The 17,995-nt window shown below is 42.7% G+C and carries 20 protein-coding genes and 1 pseudogene; 13 read left to right on the top strand and 8 right to left on the bottom strand.

The genetic code is table 11. The features are described 5' to 3' along the window. Positions 1–87: 87 nt before the first annotated feature. Together DXN05_RS24920 and DXN05_RS09880 are read right to left on the bottom strand one after the other, a co-directional pair. The gene (locus DXN05_RS24920) at positions 88–300 is read right to left on the bottom strand and encodes a helix-turn-helix domain-containing protein (RefSeq protein ID WP_211330010.1); all 213 of its coding nucleotides are present in this window, start codon (positions 298–300) and stop codon (positions 88–90) included. Positions 301–334: 34 nt separating this feature from the next. Beyond that, a pseudogene (locus tag DXN05_RS09880) lies at positions 335–631 on the bottom strand (helix-turn-helix domain-containing protein); the annotation flags it as partial. 785 nt (positions 632–1,416) lie between these two features. Between DXN05_RS09880 and DXN05_RS09890 the strand changes: the two are divergent. The 11 genes from DXN05_RS09890 (at position 1,417) to DXN05_RS09945 (ending at position 7,889) form a co-directional block, all read left to right on the top strand. After that, positions 1,417–2,208, top strand: a complete 792-nt coding sequence (locus tag DXN05_RS09890) for an RHS repeat-associated core domain-containing protein (RefSeq protein WP_116847045.1) — start codon at positions 1,417–1,419, stop codon at positions 2,206–2,208. Between the two features lie 20 nt (positions 2,209–2,228). Then, positions 2,229–2,858 (top strand): DUF6973 domain-containing protein, encoded by a 630-nt coding sequence (locus DXN05_RS09895; RefSeq protein WP_116847046.1) that lies wholly within the window; start codon positions 2,229–2,231, stop codon positions 2,856–2,858. Between the two features lie 9 nt (positions 2,859–2,867). Next, on the top strand, positions 2,868–3,215 hold the full coding sequence (locus DXN05_RS09900) for a hypothetical protein (RefSeq protein ID WP_147313880.1): 348 nt from the start codon (positions 2,868–2,870) through the stop codon (positions 3,213–3,215). A gap of 290 nt (positions 3,216–3,505) precedes the next feature. Next, on the top strand, positions 3,506–3,952 hold the full coding sequence (locus tag DXN05_RS09905) for a hypothetical protein (protein ID WP_116847048.1): 447 nt from the start codon (positions 3,506–3,508) through the stop codon (positions 3,950–3,952). A 6-nt stretch (positions 3,953–3,958) separates the two neighbouring features. Further along, a complete protein-coding gene (locus DXN05_RS09910; protein ID WP_116847049.1) occupies positions 3,959–4,189 on the top strand; it encodes a hypothetical protein in 231 nt (76 codons plus the stop codon). Positions 4,190–4,267: 78 nt separating this feature from the next. Further along, positions 4,268–4,504 carry a hypothetical protein gene (locus DXN05_RS09915; RefSeq protein WP_116847050.1) on the top strand — a complete coding sequence of 79 codons (237 nt, stop codon included), beginning with the start codon at positions 4,268–4,270 and terminating at the stop codon, positions 4,502–4,504. Next, complete coding sequence (locus DXN05_RS24470) at positions 4,482–4,739, top strand: hypothetical protein (RefSeq protein WP_147313881.1); 258 nt, start codon at positions 4,482–4,484, stop codon at positions 4,737–4,739. The genes DXN05_RS09915 and DXN05_RS24470 overlap by 23 nt, the downstream gene beginning before the upstream one ends. Positions 4,740–4,863: 124 nt before the next feature. After that, the gene (locus DXN05_RS09925) at positions 4,864–5,274 is read left to right on the top strand and encodes a hypothetical protein (RefSeq protein WP_116847052.1); all 411 of its coding nucleotides are present in this window, start codon (positions 4,864–4,866) and stop codon (positions 5,272–5,274) included. A 221-nt stretch (positions 5,275–5,495) separates the two neighbouring features. Then, the gene (locus DXN05_RS09930; protein ID WP_116847053.1) at positions 5,496–6,164 is read left to right on the top strand and encodes a hypothetical protein; all 669 of its coding nucleotides are present in this window, start codon (positions 5,496–5,498) and stop codon (positions 6,162–6,164) included. Positions 6,165–6,843: 679 nt separating this feature from the next. Then, entirely contained in the window at positions 6,844–7,230 is a 387-nt protein-coding gene (locus tag DXN05_RS09940) for a hypothetical protein (protein ID WP_116847055.1), read from the top strand. 188 nt (positions 7,231–7,418) lie between these two features. Continuing rightward, positions 7,419–7,889 (top strand): hypothetical protein, encoded by a 471-nt coding sequence (locus DXN05_RS09945; RefSeq protein WP_147313882.1) that lies wholly within the window; start codon positions 7,419–7,421, stop codon positions 7,887–7,889. A 199-nt stretch (positions 7,890–8,088) separates the two neighbouring features. On the opposite strand, the gene DXN05_RS24645 is transcribed toward DXN05_RS09945, so the two are convergent. The 6 genes from DXN05_RS24645 to DXN05_RS09970 form a co-directional block, all read right to left on the bottom strand. Further along, the gene (locus tag DXN05_RS24645) at positions 8,089–8,250 is read right to left on the bottom strand and encodes a hypothetical protein (RefSeq protein ID WP_158559202.1); all 162 of its coding nucleotides are present in this window, start codon (positions 8,248–8,250) and stop codon (positions 8,089–8,091) included. 75 nt (positions 8,251–8,325) lie between these two features. Beyond that, the gene (locus tag DXN05_RS09950) at positions 8,326–8,739 is read right to left on the bottom strand and encodes a putative quinol monooxygenase (protein ID WP_170148868.1); all 414 of its coding nucleotides are present in this window, start codon (positions 8,737–8,739) and stop codon (positions 8,326–8,328) included. A gap of 32 nt (positions 8,740–8,771) precedes the next feature. After that, on the bottom strand, positions 8,772–9,158 hold the full coding sequence (locus tag DXN05_RS09955; protein ID WP_116847057.1) for a VOC family protein: 387 nt from the start codon (positions 9,156–9,158) through the stop codon (positions 8,772–8,774). A gap of 303 nt (positions 9,159–9,461) precedes the next feature. Further along, entirely contained in the window at positions 9,462–10,376 is a 915-nt protein-coding gene (locus DXN05_RS09960) for a hypothetical protein (RefSeq protein ID WP_116847058.1), read from the bottom strand. Positions 10,377–10,658: 282 nt separating this feature from the next. Further along, a complete protein-coding gene (locus DXN05_RS09965; protein WP_116847059.1) occupies positions 10,659–11,696 on the bottom strand; it encodes a quinone oxidoreductase family protein in 1,038 nt (345 codons plus the stop codon). 4 nt (positions 11,697–11,700) lie between these two features. After that, the gene (locus tag DXN05_RS09970) at positions 11,701–12,999 is read right to left on the bottom strand and encodes a Glu/Leu/Phe/Val family dehydrogenase (protein WP_116847060.1); all 1,299 of its coding nucleotides are present in this window, start codon (positions 12,997–12,999) and stop codon (positions 11,701–11,703) included. A gap of 557 nt (positions 13,000–13,556) precedes the next feature. Between DXN05_RS09970 and DXN05_RS09975 the strand changes: the two genes are divergently transcribed. Both DXN05_RS09975 and DXN05_RS09980 read left to right on the top strand, forming a co-directional pair. Further along, positions 13,557–16,634, top strand: a complete 3,078-nt coding sequence (locus tag DXN05_RS09975) for a SusC/RagA family TonB-linked outer membrane protein (protein WP_116847061.1) — start codon at positions 13,557–13,559, stop codon at positions 16,632–16,634. A 9-nt stretch (positions 16,635–16,643) separates the two neighbouring features. After that, on the top strand, positions 16,644–17,981 hold the full coding sequence (locus tag DXN05_RS09980) for a RagB/SusD family nutrient uptake outer membrane protein (protein WP_116847062.1): 1,338 nt from the start codon (positions 16,644–16,646) through the stop codon (positions 17,979–17,981). The last annotated feature ends 14 nt before the right edge of the window (positions 17,982–17,995 follow it).

Below are 17,995 nucleotides of genomic sequence, written 5' to 3' on the forward strand. Positions count from 1 at the left end.
CAATGATCTTAAAAACCACGGTGCGATCTTCCTCGTCTAATTGGTTAATCAAGTTGATCTGCTCGAAATTAGGCTTGTCCTGAATGGTCACATCGACCGGTTGACATCAAAATGTACTACCTGATCAATGGTTATCCCAAAATACCCGGCAAAGCGTTCCAGTTCATCAATAGCAATATCACGGGTGTTGTTCTCCACTTTGTTATAGCTGGTATAAGGTATGTTCACTTCAGCAGCAAGCTGCTTTTGTAGCAATCCTTTTTGCTCCCTGATCTTCTTAATGTTATCGCCTGAGCTCATTACGTTTGCTTTTCTTCCAAAAATATCCTTTAAAGATTCCTTGTTTACGTAGTTCATTACTAGCTCTTTGCTGGCCAAAAGCTGGATAATCGAAGGCCATCTTAACTACAGCCGCTTCAATGGAGGGATCTACACGGTTTTTAAGTATAGGCTTACTGCGGCTGATCTCTTGTAGTGCTGCCTCACCGCCTGTATCGTACAGCTCTTTAATCCGGTAGAAACTGCCCCGGCTATACCCAATCACCTTGCATGCCTGGGAAACATTACCTAAATGTTCCGCTAAATGCAATAGTCCTAACTTGCTTTTGATTAACTTGGATGTGGAATTCATAATCTGACATTTTGGGATTGATTTATTAAGTGTGGTTACTTAAAGTTAATCCCAACTGTCAGATTAAGTCTTGACTATTTCATTTCATTGCTGCAGAATATTTTAATGCGGAGGGTGGGAGTTTGTTTGGGAGATCAATTAAAGTAAAAACTCTTACTGTTGGTCATTTACAAAAAGGTATTGTTGCAGGTAAACTTAATAAGGAGGTTATAAATTGCTATTCCATCTCATGAATTAATATTTATAACTATCATAGTTGCCATATGAACAGACCATGTATAAAGCGTATTTTAGGTATAGTGTTATTATTGATCAATGTTTTACTTGTTGGGTTCGTCTTTGTAGCAAATGTCTTTACGCTTTCGGGACCACTACAAGCGCATATGATAATAGAAACTTGTTTTTGGTCATATTTATTGCGAAGAATAATACTTGCTGTCATTCTTGCTTCATTAGCAACCGGCGTTTCGATTTTTTTTAGATATCTTATGTGCAAGTTATTAAGGTTGCCAGCTGAGTTTGTAAGAGTGCGGTTAATTAAGATCTTTTTTTTCTTCTTAATAGCGTCATTTTTGGCAATGCTTGTTTTTTACTATGGTAATTATAGAATCGTTCAGGATATGAGAGTGAAAGGGCTTAGATTTGATTAGCAGGAAGTTAAAGTAATTTACCGCATACTGGGTGTATAATTTAATATTAAACAAGCTCTGACAAAAAAAATGGCATTGTAGGCACTGCCCAGGTTATTCCATGGTAATATCAAGGCCATAGGGGGAGTAACCTGGTTGAAAAATGATGGCCAGGATGGTACCCCGAAAATCGGCCCTGGTATACTGTTGAAAGTAATGGCCGGTGACCAGATCTCGATATCTGCACAAGCCTGGTACCGCAACCAGGATCACCAGCCTGCTAATAATACAGTCGCCAGTAATCTTGCCACACAAGTCGTGAACCTGTTCACAGGCGAAGTAGCTGGCGCAGGCGGGCACTTTAATGCTACTAACCTTGGCACCGGCACCAGCAGCCTGCTGAATGCGCCTGTACAGCGCTTTGTAAGCACCGAAGCTACAGATGACAGCCGTCCCAAAGCCTTCCTGAACTGGATTGTGCTCGATGAAGAGCAACTGAAAAACAGAACCGATGTAAGTGGCTACCGGCAGATACCCGTGGTTGGTGCGAACGAGACGTACAAAGTGCTGCAGTCCGGCAACCTCACCATGCCGGTAAATGGTTATATTTACATATATGAGAGCAATGTGAGCAGTACTGGTGTAGCGTTTGATAATTTAAGCATCACGCACACCCCCGGCCCCCTGCTGGAAGAGACGCATTATTATCCGTTTGGGTTGACGATGTCGGGGATATCTTCTAAAGCTGCCGGGAAACTACAGAACAGGTTTAAATATAATGGCAAGGAACTGCAGAGTAAGGAGTTTAGTGATGGGAGTGGATTGGAGTTGTATGATTATGGGGCAAGGATGTACGATGGGCAGATAGGGAGATGGTTGAGGGGGACCCGTTGGCAGATCAGATGCGCAGGTTCTCTCCATACAACTACGCATTTGATAACCCAATAAAGTACATTGATAACGATGGAATGCTACCAGTCCCCTCATGGCTTAGGGAAACATGGTTTGCTATTTCACATCCTATTGCTGCTAATGATATAGGTTCGTACAAAAAAGGGGCCTCCAATATCTCTACAAATGCTGTGAGATTTTCTACACGCGGAGTGTCTGCTGAATCAGAATCAATACTAAAGGAAAATAAAGATAAGGGCAATGAAAATAAGGGCAATGAAAATAAGGGATCGCAGATAAACGCAGTTCGGCATACATTATGGCAGGCTGCCATCGCAAGTAAATATGGGGCTGCTGTAGCTAAAGAAGCAGGCGATGCACACGAAGATAATCCAGATGCAATAAAGGGGCAATCGTTTGCCCAATTATTAGACAAGAAATTTAGTTCATCTGAAAAGGCTGATGAAGCCATTGATCTATCTAATAATGAAACAGGTAGGAATATAGGAACGGATAATAAAGGTGCTGGTATGAAAGATTTAGCAGGAAAGGTATTAGATACTTTTGCTCAGATAGGGTTATATACATCTTATTTAGACGATCAAGGGAATACAAGGATAACTGTCACCAAAATTACACCTGAACAGTATAAGCAATTGCTGGATGTAATTAAAACGCTAGATAACACAGGTCGTACTATCTATTAAATAGATAATATGAAAGCATTAAAATATTGCATTGTATCAATGTTGATTATTTTTTCAAGCTGTACCGGGAAAGCAAAGTTTGATAAAACTATGTGGCAGACAAAGGATGATATGGAATATCCATATCGAAATAAAATGCTTAATGACTTAATAAAAAATTACAAGTTAGCAGGGATTAGATACACTGATTTAATAAATCTACTAGGGAAGCCGCAATTTAAAGATAGTTCGTCAATTGCCTACGAGGTAATTACCCGTTATGATGCGATTGACCCAAATTATACAAAGAGGTTAGATTTTACCTTTTCAGGCGATTCTATAATAACCTCATTTAAGATTGCGGAATGGAAGAAATAAACTTGCCCTGTTAGGTACTGTTATTGCCGTTGGTATATGGGAAACTGTTAAATGGGGAGCTGCAATTTTTGCTGTGCCTGAAACATTAGGAGGAACACTAAGTGTGGCAGCGGCATTACCTTAACAGAAAAAATGGTATTTATGATAAATTTCAAGAAAGAGGTTGCCAAAGAACTACCATATAATAGAGCGCAATATCTTGACTTTTTTGATGATGATTCGTCCCATTTATCTGTTACATGGTATGGCATTTCATTTCAGTTATCCAGTTCTATCGAAAAAAAGGCGTAATGTTAACGACGTTTGTTGAGGTGTATGAACGTCTACTTACTAATATAATATCCAAGCTTGATAATGGAGGGAATTGGATTGTAAATCATGAAGATAAGGACTTGCATTGGTTGCCTAATAATGAGAATAATTTAGGCCATTTACGAGCCTTTTTCAAGGATAGTGACGTTCCTGGTTCTTTTAAGGGGGCACTCGTTATTTCGAAAAGTAATTTATTAGGATTAGTCCATGACCTACTCCTATATCCACATGTGGTGTTTAATAAAGAAGGATTTCTGTATAAGGATTTGAATATTTCGCACGGTGAGATAAAATTTATTATAAAAATATCCGGTCATTTGAATGTTGATTTTCTTTCCACAGATCTAGCTATTTTGAGCGGAATTGTCGCAGACAATTCCGCTGATACTTTTGTTGTGAAAGCGTATCGTGGTACTTTATTATAGAGAGGATTGGAAGACCAGAACGAAGATATTTTTTCTAATCAGTACTATTTATATAACACGACAAACGGATTATTAAAGAAACTTGTGCAACCTAAAAAAATCGGTACCGGAATAACTGGAGTTTTTGTGCCGGAGCTAAAAGATGGTTCTCAGCTTTTTTTATATGCAAAAGACTTAGACAGCACGCAGCATAAATTAGCAATTGAAATGTTTAGAGCTATCGGAGATGCAAAATAGCCGGGGCCAGAGTTGGTGATGGGGTAACAAACAGAAAACCGACAGTGGCCTGCCATATATACGTAGCAAGAATAAATCATGAAAACGATACTGATTTCTTTTTGGTTATTAAGCGCAGTTTTAGCTATTGCACAAAATAAGAATACTGCGATGCATTTGGGCGAACGCATGCCCCTTGAGAAAGGTTATGTGATTTATCGGGAAGAGAAAGAGACCTCGCACTATGTTAATCCGAATGAGGGGGTAGATATTTTGAGTGATAATATTTTAGATTCTGTTTTTTCTGTGTCTAATGGATCGATTTATAGTATATAATATCGATGCTGAAAAAGCAGTTACCATTCAAGGAGAAAGACTGAATGTTACTTATATTGGTAATTTTAGCACCGTAGGTTTGAAAGTTGGACTGCCAATTTCTAAAGGCCAATTTCTTTTTTTATCAAATTCTGGCTGTGGTGCATCGCCCCTCCATTTGACAATTGGAACTGATATCCGCATTTGGAATAGAACTGATATTTTGAGATATTTAAACGTAGCGCAAGGGCTGTAGTTAAAGATTTCTGAGATGTACAAAATATAGCAGAAATTTTCGGGGAAAATGGTGAGAGACAGTGGCTGTTTAAATATCAGAGCTAAGTACATTAGAATTTGAACTGTAAAATAGGATTAAGGCTATGAGAACTTTTAAAACTCTTTGGATTAATCTATTAGGTGTGTTTGTCTCGTTATTGGTTTATTCAACCATTAACAATTATTTTATTGACAGGACTGTTTCAAGAAATTTCTTTCAGGCAATAGTAGCTGCAGCATTTCTGATAGGGTTATATGGGATTCTATTTTGGATGTATTTTATCTTAATGTTGCTATTGCTCGATTTTGTCCTGGATATTAAAGCTCTAAAGAAGATTAGATACAAATTGTTCATCCAATGGCTTATAACGAGCTTACCTGTTTTGTATTGGGCATTACGATATGAGCAACAACGTGTTTTCTTTTTAATTGCAATTGTATCCTTCTTTATCACACAAATTTTAAAGAAGTATTTAATAAAAAAAATCGCCAGTAAAGCTACCAGGGAGACTTAATTGTTGCTTGTTTCAAAGTCGATCAATATCGTCTCTTCATATGGCTAAGAATGTTTGGGAGCAAGGCACAACCTAGCAAAGCTGTAACAAGTGTATGTGACAGCTTGTTCGGGCAAGCACCTGGGAAGTCTGTTAGCGTTAATTGGTAATACGATGAAGAAATTCTCATTTATTTTGCTTCTAGCAATTAGTATTTTATCGTGCAAGGGAAAAATAGAACAATGGACAAGATTGAATTACGGAATGGAAAAACAATTGAACGCCAATCCCTGACAAAGGAAGTCTACGAGGATTTACTGCGGAACGCAGAAAAACGAATGGATGGATTTGCCGGGCTTAAGATGGAAGTTGATGTTTTAAACGACAGACGAGTGCTGGTTGAAGAAAATGGGCATTATACGATATATTATAACTTACCGGATTTGCAGAACGTGATTAGCGACGTCAAAGAATTGGAGAATTCGTCTGAAATGCTTTTAAATAAAAATAGTTACGGCGAAAGATTTTCTGAGCATGTGGAAGAATTGGTCCGTGGTCTGCTGTCGGATTTGCAAATGACAGACGAAAAACTGGATGACAGTTTGTTGAAAAAAATTGATAACAAAGTGAGGACGTTGGAGCATGGAGGACAAAGTTTTAATGAAGATCATTTGATCAACTATATAGCATTGATTGGCCTAATGTTGACAAAATATCATGGCGCTGTATGGCAAATGGAAAAGGCTGATGATGGCGTGACATGGAATCCTTACCAAGTAAGAAATCAGGAAATTCAATTTTTTATCTACTTATATGAAGACATTTTTATGAATAAAGTAAGTGCAGACATTGTTTATGAAGTCTATGCAACAATGGAGGATATTATTAAGTATAACTTGTTTAGGGTATAAAATGCCGTTATTTAGTGGAGGAGAAGATGTGTTAACTAATTATGAAAAAATAGATTTGGAGGTCTATTGGTCTATCCAGATGCAGATTTACAACTAGGTCGAAAGTCTTCCACTCGGAACAAAAATAAACGCAGTGAATTTTTTGAGCAAGTGAAAAAGGCTCTGAATACTTAATTTGACTAACCTGACGTAAATAAGGGTATATAAGAAAAAAAGCCGTGCGCCATATTATATGTCAGCGGTGGCCTGCCATATAATATACCTAAGAAGGCACTCCGCCGATAAGGGGCTGGGATCACTTATGTTTCATGGCAGCATTTTTTGAAAAGCAAGCTAGATTGGGGCAACGTGAACAGCGGAGGCAAATTCGGGAAAAATACCATGCTCAATAATCATAGAAGTAGAATAATGTATAGTATTCGTTTTAACGGTTGGAAGCCAGGAGCAGAAAAGTTATCGCTGATTAAACTACTAAATGAGCGATGTAGTATTCCTCTAATTGAGGCAAAGGAGATAAAGGATAGGATTGTGGAATTTAATGATGCGACTATCGAAGTTTAGTTAGTGGTAAAGATGAGGCAATGTATTTGATGAAAGAAATAGAAGAGATTGGATTTATAGTAGAACTTAAAACAATTAGTAGCGATTACCCTTAGTATCAAGTAATTTAAACTGTTTTATGCTAGTAGTTTGCACATCTATCGAGCCTTCACAGAAACAAAAACAATTGTTAGGTAAGTATGCCAACAGGGCTTTTCATTTAACCATCGGAAAAAAGTATTTGGTCTTTGCCCTAACAATTGCATCAGAGAATGTGCATTATGTACAGATTCTCACTGACTACGGGCATTTAGTTAGTGTACCTTTTTTCTTATTCAGTTTCCTTGATTCCAGGGTATCCAGATATTGGGAGATGAGAACCTTTGAAGATGGTGTTGTCACATTTTGGCCTCCTTCATTTTACACAGAATTTTATCATGATGATCTTTTTGAAGAAATTGATTCTGTGGTTCAAGACTTTACACAAGTTAGAATCAGGCTTGAGCGTGAATTTGAAGTAAGTTAGCAACAGCTCTTGGCTGAATCTTTCTATAAGTGAAAGGCAAATTGTTAGGGTATATGCTTATAAAGCATTACATGATAAAAATCGCCCCTTGTTAATACCTTGGGCGGGATGGAAATTATTATAATCCTATGAAAACTTGTTAAAAGCAGATTGGACAAGATAATAGTGTGATGGTAAACTTTTTAAAAATGATAAATAAGATTGCCGGAATATATGTTTTGCTTGGTAGCATTTCTATGTTTGTTATTCTTTTGTACTCTCTGGAGCCAAGTCAGCTGATTTTAAATAGTATTCCTTTAATTATAACAGTCCTGGTAGATTTGTTTTATTTCATTGCCGCTTTTCTTTTTGTCAGAAACCCAGAAAGAAAAAGAAACTTAATCGCCTTTCTTTTGTGTTTGACATTATATTCAATCCAGTTTCAATTGTGTGGTTTCTGCTTTAAAAATATGATAGGTCCCCTTGTTGAAATAGGTGTAAAAGGTATCGATGAATATCATTTTTTTTCCAAAGCTCGTTGGTTTGTGATAAAAATTTTAAACGGGTATAATTCACAAACTATAGAGAACTATTTTTCAGTCAACATAATTCATATTTTACTATTGCTTATTGTTCTGCCAACTAACAGGGCTAAACTAAATCGCATAAAAGCTGGCTAAGCCAGAAGGCTGGTAATGACGTAAACAACCAGGAACAAAAAGCCGAGATTCCCGGTTTTCCTTGAAGACGAAATATATTTACCTGTAAAAGTGGTTAGTTGCTTATGGTATATACCGGTATTTGCCGGACAGTCTGCGTGCACTGGTCAATTTCGCAAGTTGCAGGCGATGAGCATACATATTGAAACATTGCCAATCCTCACAAACTATTCTCCTTGCTCTTCTCATAACTATCCTGGAAAGCTGCCATCGCTTCTTCCATGGTGCTGCCGCATCCGAAATCGCCGGTTTCCGGGTCGCCTCCTTCAAGAATGCATATGGTTGCGCCGTCACGGTAAACAGTGGGCTGCAGGTCTTTCATGGTAGGTGGCAGGTCTGGCTGGTTAATATCCAGTTCAATGATGACTGACTTGTTGGCTTATTAGCAGCGCAAGCATTATTCCTGGTGCTCCGCAAGCACGGGCTTAATCTCCATGGCAATGGGGACTACGTCTACCAGCTCCAGCGATTTCACCATTTTAAGCGTCCCGTTTTTGCAGGTCAGAAAATGCGGTGTCTTCAAATGTGCCTGGTAGGCCGCTTCACTGGCATATACTTCAAACACCGTAACATGCGTGGGGTGTGCCTTATCATACACCGCCTGCAAAGCGAGCATCCCGGGTTCCACGGCTACAGCTGTTTTGGCATGCATAGCGAGCGTCGCTTTATACGCATCGAGGTAAGCGGAATCAATCTCAATTTTAGCAATACGAACCTTCCTTTCGCTTTGCTGCGCATGTGCGGATGTACTACCTGCGGTAAGCATGATGATAAAGAGGATGAATATTGCAATAGCGTAGGTCGCTTTCATGGTATGGGTAATTACTGTTTTAGTCCCGGTAGCTACATATGAAACACATTAAACCGGTGCCCATCCGGGTCGGCAAATACAAAACCATAATAACCTTCCCCGAATGTTTCCGGCTTTGAAACAAGTGTACCCCCGGCTTGCTGTATCTCTTTTGCCCAGTTGTTTACTTCTTCTACAGTGGCAGCGGAAAGAGTGAAGATAATTTCATTCCCGGTCTTTGTATCAACAATTGGTCCTTTAATTGCCGGTTCCAGTACATCTTTTAAAAAGAAATGAATAATAAACTGATCATCGCCAAAGAAGAAACTGGTCAGCTGTTCAGATGCGCCATTGTGTTTAAACCCGAGTTGTTTGTAGAATGCTGTGGTTCGTTCCAAATCACTTACACTAAAGTTGGCCCATATTTTCTTTGTATTCATACACGAGTGTTTTTTCAGTTAATAATTAAAAACTGCCAGGTCTCAAAACTAATGCATAAATGCATCAGGTCAGGTGGCCATTCGTGAAATAAACAGGCGGTATTTCTGCCAAAGTTTACGCTAACAACCATGCCAGTCAAACAATAAGGCCAAATAAAAAAGGGCCGCGTAATGCGGCCCTGTCTAAAAAAATCGTTTCGTTTATTTACTATTGCTTCGTTCAGCCCGATTCGCGAAAATTGATACCCGCGCCTACGCACAACTGACGACTGACGATTCAATGTCGTTTAGTTACTCACCCTGTCACTCTCCCCAGTTCTTATGCCCGAACGTAAACACCGCTGCAAGTGATGGCCCGTTATAACCCCATTTAAAGAAGCCATTCCATTTGTCTTTGTTCACGTCTACTTTGAAATGCAGGTAACTATAGCCGGCGGTGATGGACAGTTGTTTCACCACGCGGAACATGAGTGATACATTGCCTGCCAGCAGGCGGCCATCTATATCACCTACTTTCAGTTTCAGGTAATCAAATTCGCCGTTGACAGCCCAGCGCGGACTAAATGCATAACCTCCCCAGATACCTACATCGGGCAGGGGCGCTGTAAACGACACATTATCGCTGTAAGTAACTGAGCCAACATTGCTTTCCAGGCCAAGGCCAACGCCTACTTTTACAATGTGTGCGCCCAGTGAAAAGCCCAGTTCATAGTTCTTGTGGCTAAGCACGGCCAGTCCCCAGGCAAAGCGGTAGATGTCACTGTTGAAGTAAGCGCCAACTTCGGCTTCAACAGGATAGGTGTGATCTTTAAACTGGATCTCTTTTTGCAGAATGGCCGATGAGCTGCGGTTGAGTGTAAAATATTGCAGGTCGAACCGGGAGCGCCTGGCTGCACGCCATTGCAGGTTAGCAGCAAACGTTCCGGTGTTTTTAGAGAAGCCCAGGTCATCTTCAAAGTCAATGGTGCCATGGCGTGTGCCGGCTGCATTGCTTACTTCTACCTGCGTGTTGTTCAGCGGGAAAAAGAAGCCTGCACCCAGTGAAAAACGCTGCACATACCAGGGTGCTTCACGCGGGTGCAGGGGAGTATTGTTGTACAGGGAATCTTTGGGAGGGCCTGTTTGTGCATGTAATACCACTGACTGTATTACCAATAGCATGATTGCCAGCATATGTATGCCGTACCATTTGCCTGCTGCCTTTTTTGCCTGCCGCATAATGCATATTTGAAGGGTGACTGGTATGCAGGGGATCTGCATTTAAAATTACTTATATACCCTTACATGCAGTGGTCGTAACGGTTACGATACTGAGTTGTAACGTTTCATATCAGGTAATGAATGTAACCGTTACAGGAGATTCAGCGATTTACAACACCCCATCAATAACACCCTGCAGTTGCCTTTCCGGCATGGCGGGGAGGTGGTAACCTGCGTTATGCTGCAGCGGAATGCGCGTCGATTGGAAGAATAGCTAGTGTCGCGGTAGACTGCAAAAAGTCAGATCCGGCTGGTAAATGAAAATGCCTGGTTGTTTTGCACCTGCATAACCAGTTTTTTTCCCTGTGCAAGATTGTTTTCGAGCATTGCATGTGCTTTTCTCACGGTTTCAACGCTTAGTTCACCTATAATTTCCACGGGTGAAGGGGTAATGGTATCGTTTTCGAGCAGGCGCGCAATCTCTTCCAGGCTGCGCCGGTAGTAATCTGTATCGTTGTTTAAAGTATATGCATAATTAGAGATATTAAAGATGGCAGCGCCCTTGTTAAAAAGTTGTTCGCGCGCAGCTGGTGTGGTCAGGGCAGTGACATCGGCGTAACTGCCATTAACAGCCAGTACCTGCGCACTTGTTTCGGCCATGGCACCGCCCACCAGGTCGATGCAATAATCAAACAGCCGGCCATTGTTCGCTGCAACAAGTGCTTCTGCTGCATGAGATAGTTTGTAATTGATGATCTGGTGCTCCTGCAAACCTGCCTGCAGCAATTGTTGCCGGCTGGCGCAGTTGCCTGCAGTTACAGTAAGCTGTGTAAAACCCTTGGATAGCAACAGTTTTATCAATGGCAGCCCTACACCGCCTGCTGCGCCGCTTACGAATATTGATTTGCCCGGTTGCAACGACAACCGGTTATAACATTGTAATGCTGTGATAAATGCTACAGGTACTGCCGCAGCCTGTTCAAACGTGAGCCCTGCCGGCTTTAATGCAATAATGTTGTCGGGTACACTGATGTATTCTGCATATGCGCCGTTTGATCCCATGCTTCCGGATGCGGCAAATACGGCATCTCCTTTTCTGAAATTTGTAACCAGTCTTCCCGTTTTTACCACTACACCGGCGAACTCCCTGCCTAATACAAAAGAACGCATACGCTTTCTTTCTGTTTTTCCCTGGCGCATCTGGTAATCTATCGGATTGAAGGCAGCAGCTCTTATTTGTACAATTACATCATGGCTTCCGTTTACCGGTGCCGGGAAATCGTGCTGCAGTACAAAGTTGTCTGTGCTGCCAAAATCCTGTAGTACAACTGCTTTCATAAGGCTAATTAAATGGAAATAATGAGGAAGTTGTTTTTGCAGCTACCGCCTGTGCTGCGCTTATTCTTTCAAGGGCTACATAATACACTGCCGTTTGCAGGTGAATGCCTTTGGCAATAGCCGTGTTATATGCCTGGTTAAAACAGTTTTCAAGTATTTCACGCAACCGGGTGTTGACTTGTTTTATATCCCATGTTTCCTGCAGTTTGTGCTGCAGCCATTCGAAGTATGATATGATAATGCCGCCTGCATTAGCCAGTATATCAGGCACCACCAATCGTTCCTGCTGGTGTAGTGCGATGTCTGCTGCAGGTACTACCGGGTTATTGGCTGCCTCAATGATAATGGAGGCTTTAATGGCTGCGGCATTTGATTCGGTAATTGCCTCTTCCTTTGCTGCGGGAATAAGTATGTCTACAGGCAGGGTAAGCAGTTCTTCATGCAGTATTTCAATTCCTTTGTTATAACCAGCCAGGGCATTATTGTGTGTTTGCACATAATGAATAAGATCAGGTATGTTGAAGCCGTCGGCATTGAAATAGGCAGCGGTAATATCGCTAATTGCCACAATTTTTACGCCTTTGTCGTACAACTGCGAGGCGGCATGCAACCCTACATTACCAAAGCCCTGGATGGCAGCCGTAGCTTCGTAAGGCCTGAGGTTTAATTTTTCAAGCGTCAGTAAAGTAATGATGCTTACGCCGCGCCCTGTGGCATCTGCCCGGCCGAGATTATCGAGTGGGGATTTTTTGCCGGTTACAATTGCGTGAATTGTTTTGCCATGCAGGATAGAGAATTCGTCCAGTAACCATTCCAGCTCGCCGGATAATTGCGCGGGGGTATTGTCATTTGTATATTGTTCATCCTGCAACTGTTGTTGTATGGCCCGGGTGTATGCACTTGTTAATCTCTCCATTTCCGAGGCAGATAAATGCCGGGGATCACAGATAATACCGCTCATCGCGCCTCCAAAAGGAAGGCCCATCAGTGCCGATTTCCAGGTCATGGTTTCGGCAAGTGCTTTTATTTGCTGTATAGTAACGCTGGTGCCAAAGCGTATGCCGCCACGTGAAGGGCCAAGCAGGGAAGAGTGAATAACGCGGTACCCTTCAAAGCTTTGCCGCCGGCCACTGTCGAGCAGCATGGAGAAGTGAACGGTTATTACTTTGACAGGCGTTTTCAGTGCGGTTATGTGTTGTTCGTTAAGACCGAGCATTTTTGCCGCAGTTTCAAAACGGCTAAGATCGGTTGCCTGCGGTGTTTGGTTAACGGTACCGGTAAAAGGCGTACTGGTGAAATACATAGTAACAGATTGGAAGCGAAGAAATCGAAGTGGGAATTTGTTGCGGGTATATGCCGCGCAGGCGGTAAGTGTTGGATATTATGGTGAACAGGCAAACGTACCGCCGGGTGTTTTAGCAACAACAATAACGCTGTACAAGGTGTTTGCTGAACATAAGATGTGTTTAGTGTAACAAATGTAATTAGAATTATATAACTCTACTAAATTGATAGGTTATTTATTTATAATTAACATTTGGTGTTGTGGTATTGTCAGGTGTCAGCCCTTTTGTGGCACCCTGACAGTATGGTGGAACAGGTAGTTACGATTTATCATTTGAGAAAAAAATATTTGTCTACTAAATTAGTAGACTTATCTTTGCTGCAAGATGAAAAACTTAATTAACCAAAACTGCAAGCAATTCCGGCAAGCTTTAATGCAAGCATTTGCCAATACCAATTATCAGCCTTCTTTTTTCTCCGGTTGTTGTTGCTAGTATAATGCGATTCGACTACTCTTTTATGGTGCGTACATACTACTGCACACGGATTTTCCATATCTAATATAAAAACGCTTACATGAGACAGCTTTACTTCAGGGCTGTGTGTGCGCTGCTTTGTGTACTATCAGCCTATGCTGTAATTGCACAACAGCAAACCCAGCCAACCATACATTCCAAACTTACCGGCATAGTGCTGGATGCCGCTAGCAGGCAACCGCTGGCAGGTGCTGTGGTGAAAATAAAAGGAACCACACATGCGGTAACAACTGACAACGAAGGCAAATTCAATTTTGTAACAGGCCAGGCATTTCCGTACACGCTGGTAATTGATTACATCGGGTATCAACACCAGGAAATCGTTGTAAATAGTAGTCCGGCAGAAGTTTTAGTAAAAGAAAATGCCGGGCAGCTGAATGATATTATCGTTACAGGTTATAGCACACAGGAGCGCAAATACATTGCCGGCTCTATAACCAGCGTTAGTGGTGACGCTATAAGAGATGTACCTGCGGCAGGTTTTAACCAGTTGTTGCAAGGCAAGGCAACCGGTGTACAGGTAATGGCAAACAGTGGTGTGCCCGGAAGCGGCATTACCTTCAGGATCAGGGGTAATAATTCTATAAACGCGTCTGTAGATCCCTTGTATATTATTGATGGGGTGTTTGTAAGTAATGCAGATCCTGTGCAGACTTCAGTAGGCAACCAGCAGCCATCGAACCCTATTGCAGACATCAATCCCAATGATATTGAAAGTATCCAGATTTTGAAAGATGCCAATGCCACGGCCATCTACGGATCGCTGGGTGCCAACGGTGTGGTGATTGTAACTACAAGGCGCGGAAAGCGCAATACTCATGCGCGTATCGGCTTAAGTACCTACCAGGGTTGGTCTACCGCGATTAATAAATTTAAAGTGGCCACTGGTCCGCAAACAGCTTTGCTGAGCAATGAGGCGAAAATCAATACGGCAGTAGACAATGGCCGCGATCCTTCAACGGCAACAGGACTTATCGCTAATCCTGATTCCCTGCCTACCTACAACCGCACAGATGATTTATTCCGCACAGCGCGCACGCAGAACTATGATCTGTCTGCGCAGGGCGGTACAGAAAACAGCACCTACTATGTGTCGTTCGGTTACCTGAAACAGGAATCTGTGGTGAAGCCAACAAACTATGACCGTTATACTGCGCGGCTCAACTACGATAACAATTTAACTACCCGGCTGAAAGTAGGAACCAGTATTAACATTACCCGGTCGCAACGTAATTTGAGCAGTAATGATAACAACCCGCAGGGGGTGATTAATTCAGCGTTATTCCCGCGTTCGTACCTGCCTGTATACAATGCAGACGGAACCTATGCGCGATACGGCAGTTTTGATAACCATATTGCACTCATCAACAATCTTGACAATGATGCAGTAGGTTGGCGTACCATCGGTAACGTGTTTGCTGAATACAATATCCTGCCGGGACTAAAACTGCGCAGCAGCTGGAGCCTGGACAACAGCAGCGAGTATGAAAACAATTATTCCAACACGCTCATCAGTGCAGGTATTGCCACCAGTGGTTCTGCATCTTCTTATGAAACAAAGAATACGGTATACACCAACGAACAGGTATTGTCTTTTGTGAAATCGTTCGGTAGCAGCAAGCAGCATAATATTAATGCACTGATTGGTAACACGCTCAATTCCGTGATCAGTCAGGGTACGAGTGCGACGGGCACCGGTTTTGCAACCAATAGTCTTAAGGCCATCAGTGCGGCGGCTACCCGTTCGGGATCGAGCTTTAGCTCAACGTCTAAACTGGTGTCTTTTTTTGGAAAGGCAGGATACACTTATGCTGACAAGTATACGGTGGATGTAAGTATTCGTGCAGATGCCTCTTCGAAATTTGGTAAGAACAAACAATGGGGTTATTTCCCTTCCGGTGGTCTTGCCTGGCGCGCAGGTCAGGAAGACTTCATCAAAAGCCTGCATATTTTCAATGACCTCAAATTCAGGGGAAGTATTGGATTGTCTGGTAACCAGAATGGAATTGGTCCGTACGCAGCGCTTGGCTTATGGGCATCGGGTGCCAATTACCTGGAGCAGGCTGGTACAGCACCATCGCAGCTGGCCAACCCTGATTTAACATGGGAAACAACACGGCAGCTTGATCTTGGTACAGAGTTTACCATCCTGAAAAACAGGCTTACCATCAGCTTTGATTATTACAACAAGTACACCTACGACTTACTGTTAAACGTGCCGGTGCCATACCGTTCGGGATTTGCGAGCTACCTGCAGAACTATGGTGCAGTGCGCAACAAAGGCTATGAAGTAGGAGCGCATTCCACCAACATCGACACAAAAGACTTCAAGTGGACAACAGACTTCAATATTTCCTGGAACAAGAACAAGATCGAAAAACTCGCTTCTGACATTGTGCAGGGTGCTTCGGGAAGAAATATTTCCATCCTGCGACAGGGATATGCTGTAAACTCATTCTACCTGTATAAACAACTGTATGTAGATAAGCAAACAGGTAATGCCGTATATGCCGATTTGCAGAAAGACAACCAGATTACCTCTGCAGACAGGCAGATTGTTGGCAACGCCCTGCCGGTGTATAGCGGCGGCTTAACCAATAACCTGAGCTATAAAAACTTCGATCTTAATTTCTTCTTCTACTTCCAGGAGGGAAACAAGATTATGAACATGAACGATTTCTTTATGGTTCATGGTGGTACGCAGGCCAATATCGGCTTTTTGCCAAGACAGCTGGACAGGTGGCAGAAGCCCGGTGATGTTACCGATATACCAAGGCTCACTACCTATTCGGGCAATCCTACGCAAAACGGCGGAGCTGCAAACAACTACGGCGGCAACGTAGCCAACCTTAGCTCGCGCTACCTGCAGGATGGTTCCTTTTTACGATTGAAGACCATTACGCTCGGCTATAATCTGCCCAATGCCTTGATTCAGCGTTTGAAGCTTAACCGCGCGCGTTTGTATGTGCAGGCAACCAATTTGCTCACGTTTACCAAATACGACGGACTTGATCCGGAAGTAAGCTCGCAAAGCAATAACCAGAACACCGCAGGCTATGACTGGGCTACCGTGCCTCAGCCGCGTACTGTACAGGTAGGTCTTAGTGTAACCTTTTAACCGATAATCATGATCACGAAACATATTATACTCTTATTGTTTGCCGGTATTGCCATACAGGCGGTATCGTGCAAAAAGTACCTGGATGAGAAGCCCAATAACCTTATTTCAACCGGTGACGCTATTGTAGATGCAGGAACTGCACGCGCAGCGATCACAGGCGCATACGACCGGGTGCAGGGATATTATGCATCCAGTTATCCAACACTGGGCGTAATGCCGGCAGATAATGTAATATTCAACGGCACGCTTAACGAATACCTGCAGCTGGATCAGAATGCTGTGCCTACGGATAATGTTATCACCGTTGCGGCCTACCAGGGTATTTACCGCGCCATCAACTCTGCCAATAGTGTAATTGCTGCAGTGCCGGGTGTTACCGATCCTTTGTTAAGCGCCGCGGAAAAAGACAAGATAACAGGGGAAGCCTATTTTATCCGTGCGCTTGGTTATTTTGACCTGGCCCGCGGATGGGGTGGTGTACAGCTTCAGTTAAAACCCACGGTTGATATTGCCGGGCTAAAGGGAGTAAAACGCAGCACGCTTGATGCTACTTACGACCAGGTGCTGGCTGATCTTAACCAGGCTGAGCAGTTGCTGCCTGAAGACGCCACCACACGCAACCGTGCGCAAAAAAGCACAGCACGTGCATTGCGTGCGCGATTACACCTGTACCGCAAGCAGTGGGCAGATGCAGAAGCCGATGCATCACTTGTTATTGCGAACACGAAATATGCATTGGTACAACCTTACAAAACATTTTTTACCGCGCCTTTCCTGAGTACGGAATCTGTGCTGGAGCTGACATATTCAGTCAATGATAAAAACAGCTACTGGAATTTATGGTACCCCAGTTCCGCCGGAGGACAATATACGCTGAAGCCCTCAGACGCGCTTGTGGCTAAGCTAAACAACCCGCAAACGGGTGGTACGCGTAATGCGCTGATAGCAGGTTCGGGTACCGGAGTGTACGGGGTTTTGTATAATACCACGGCATCCAGTGTTGATCCGTCGTACCTGATACGCATTGCAGAATTATACCTGATACGTGCAGAAGCACGTGCGCAGCAGAATAAAATAACTGAAGCGGTTGCAGACCTGAATGTTATCCGTGCACGGGCAGGCCTGGCTGCCACTACCGCCACTTCGCAGGCTGATGTATTGCTGGCGATAGAAGAAGAAAACAGTCTTGAATTTGCTTTTGAAGCACATCGCTGGTTTGATCTTACACGTACAGGCAGGGCCGGGGCTGTGCTGGGTGTTACCAATAGTGACTACTGGCTTTTTCCCATTCCCAACTCAGATATTTTATCCGATCCTGATGTAACACAAAATCACGGTTATTAAGCGAATTGCTATAA

It is taken from the genome of Deminuibacter soli, from assembly GCF_003412455.1.
GTDB classification, from domain to species: Bacteria; Bacteroidota; Bacteroidia; order Chitinophagales; family Chitinophagaceae; genus Deminuibacter; species Deminuibacter soli.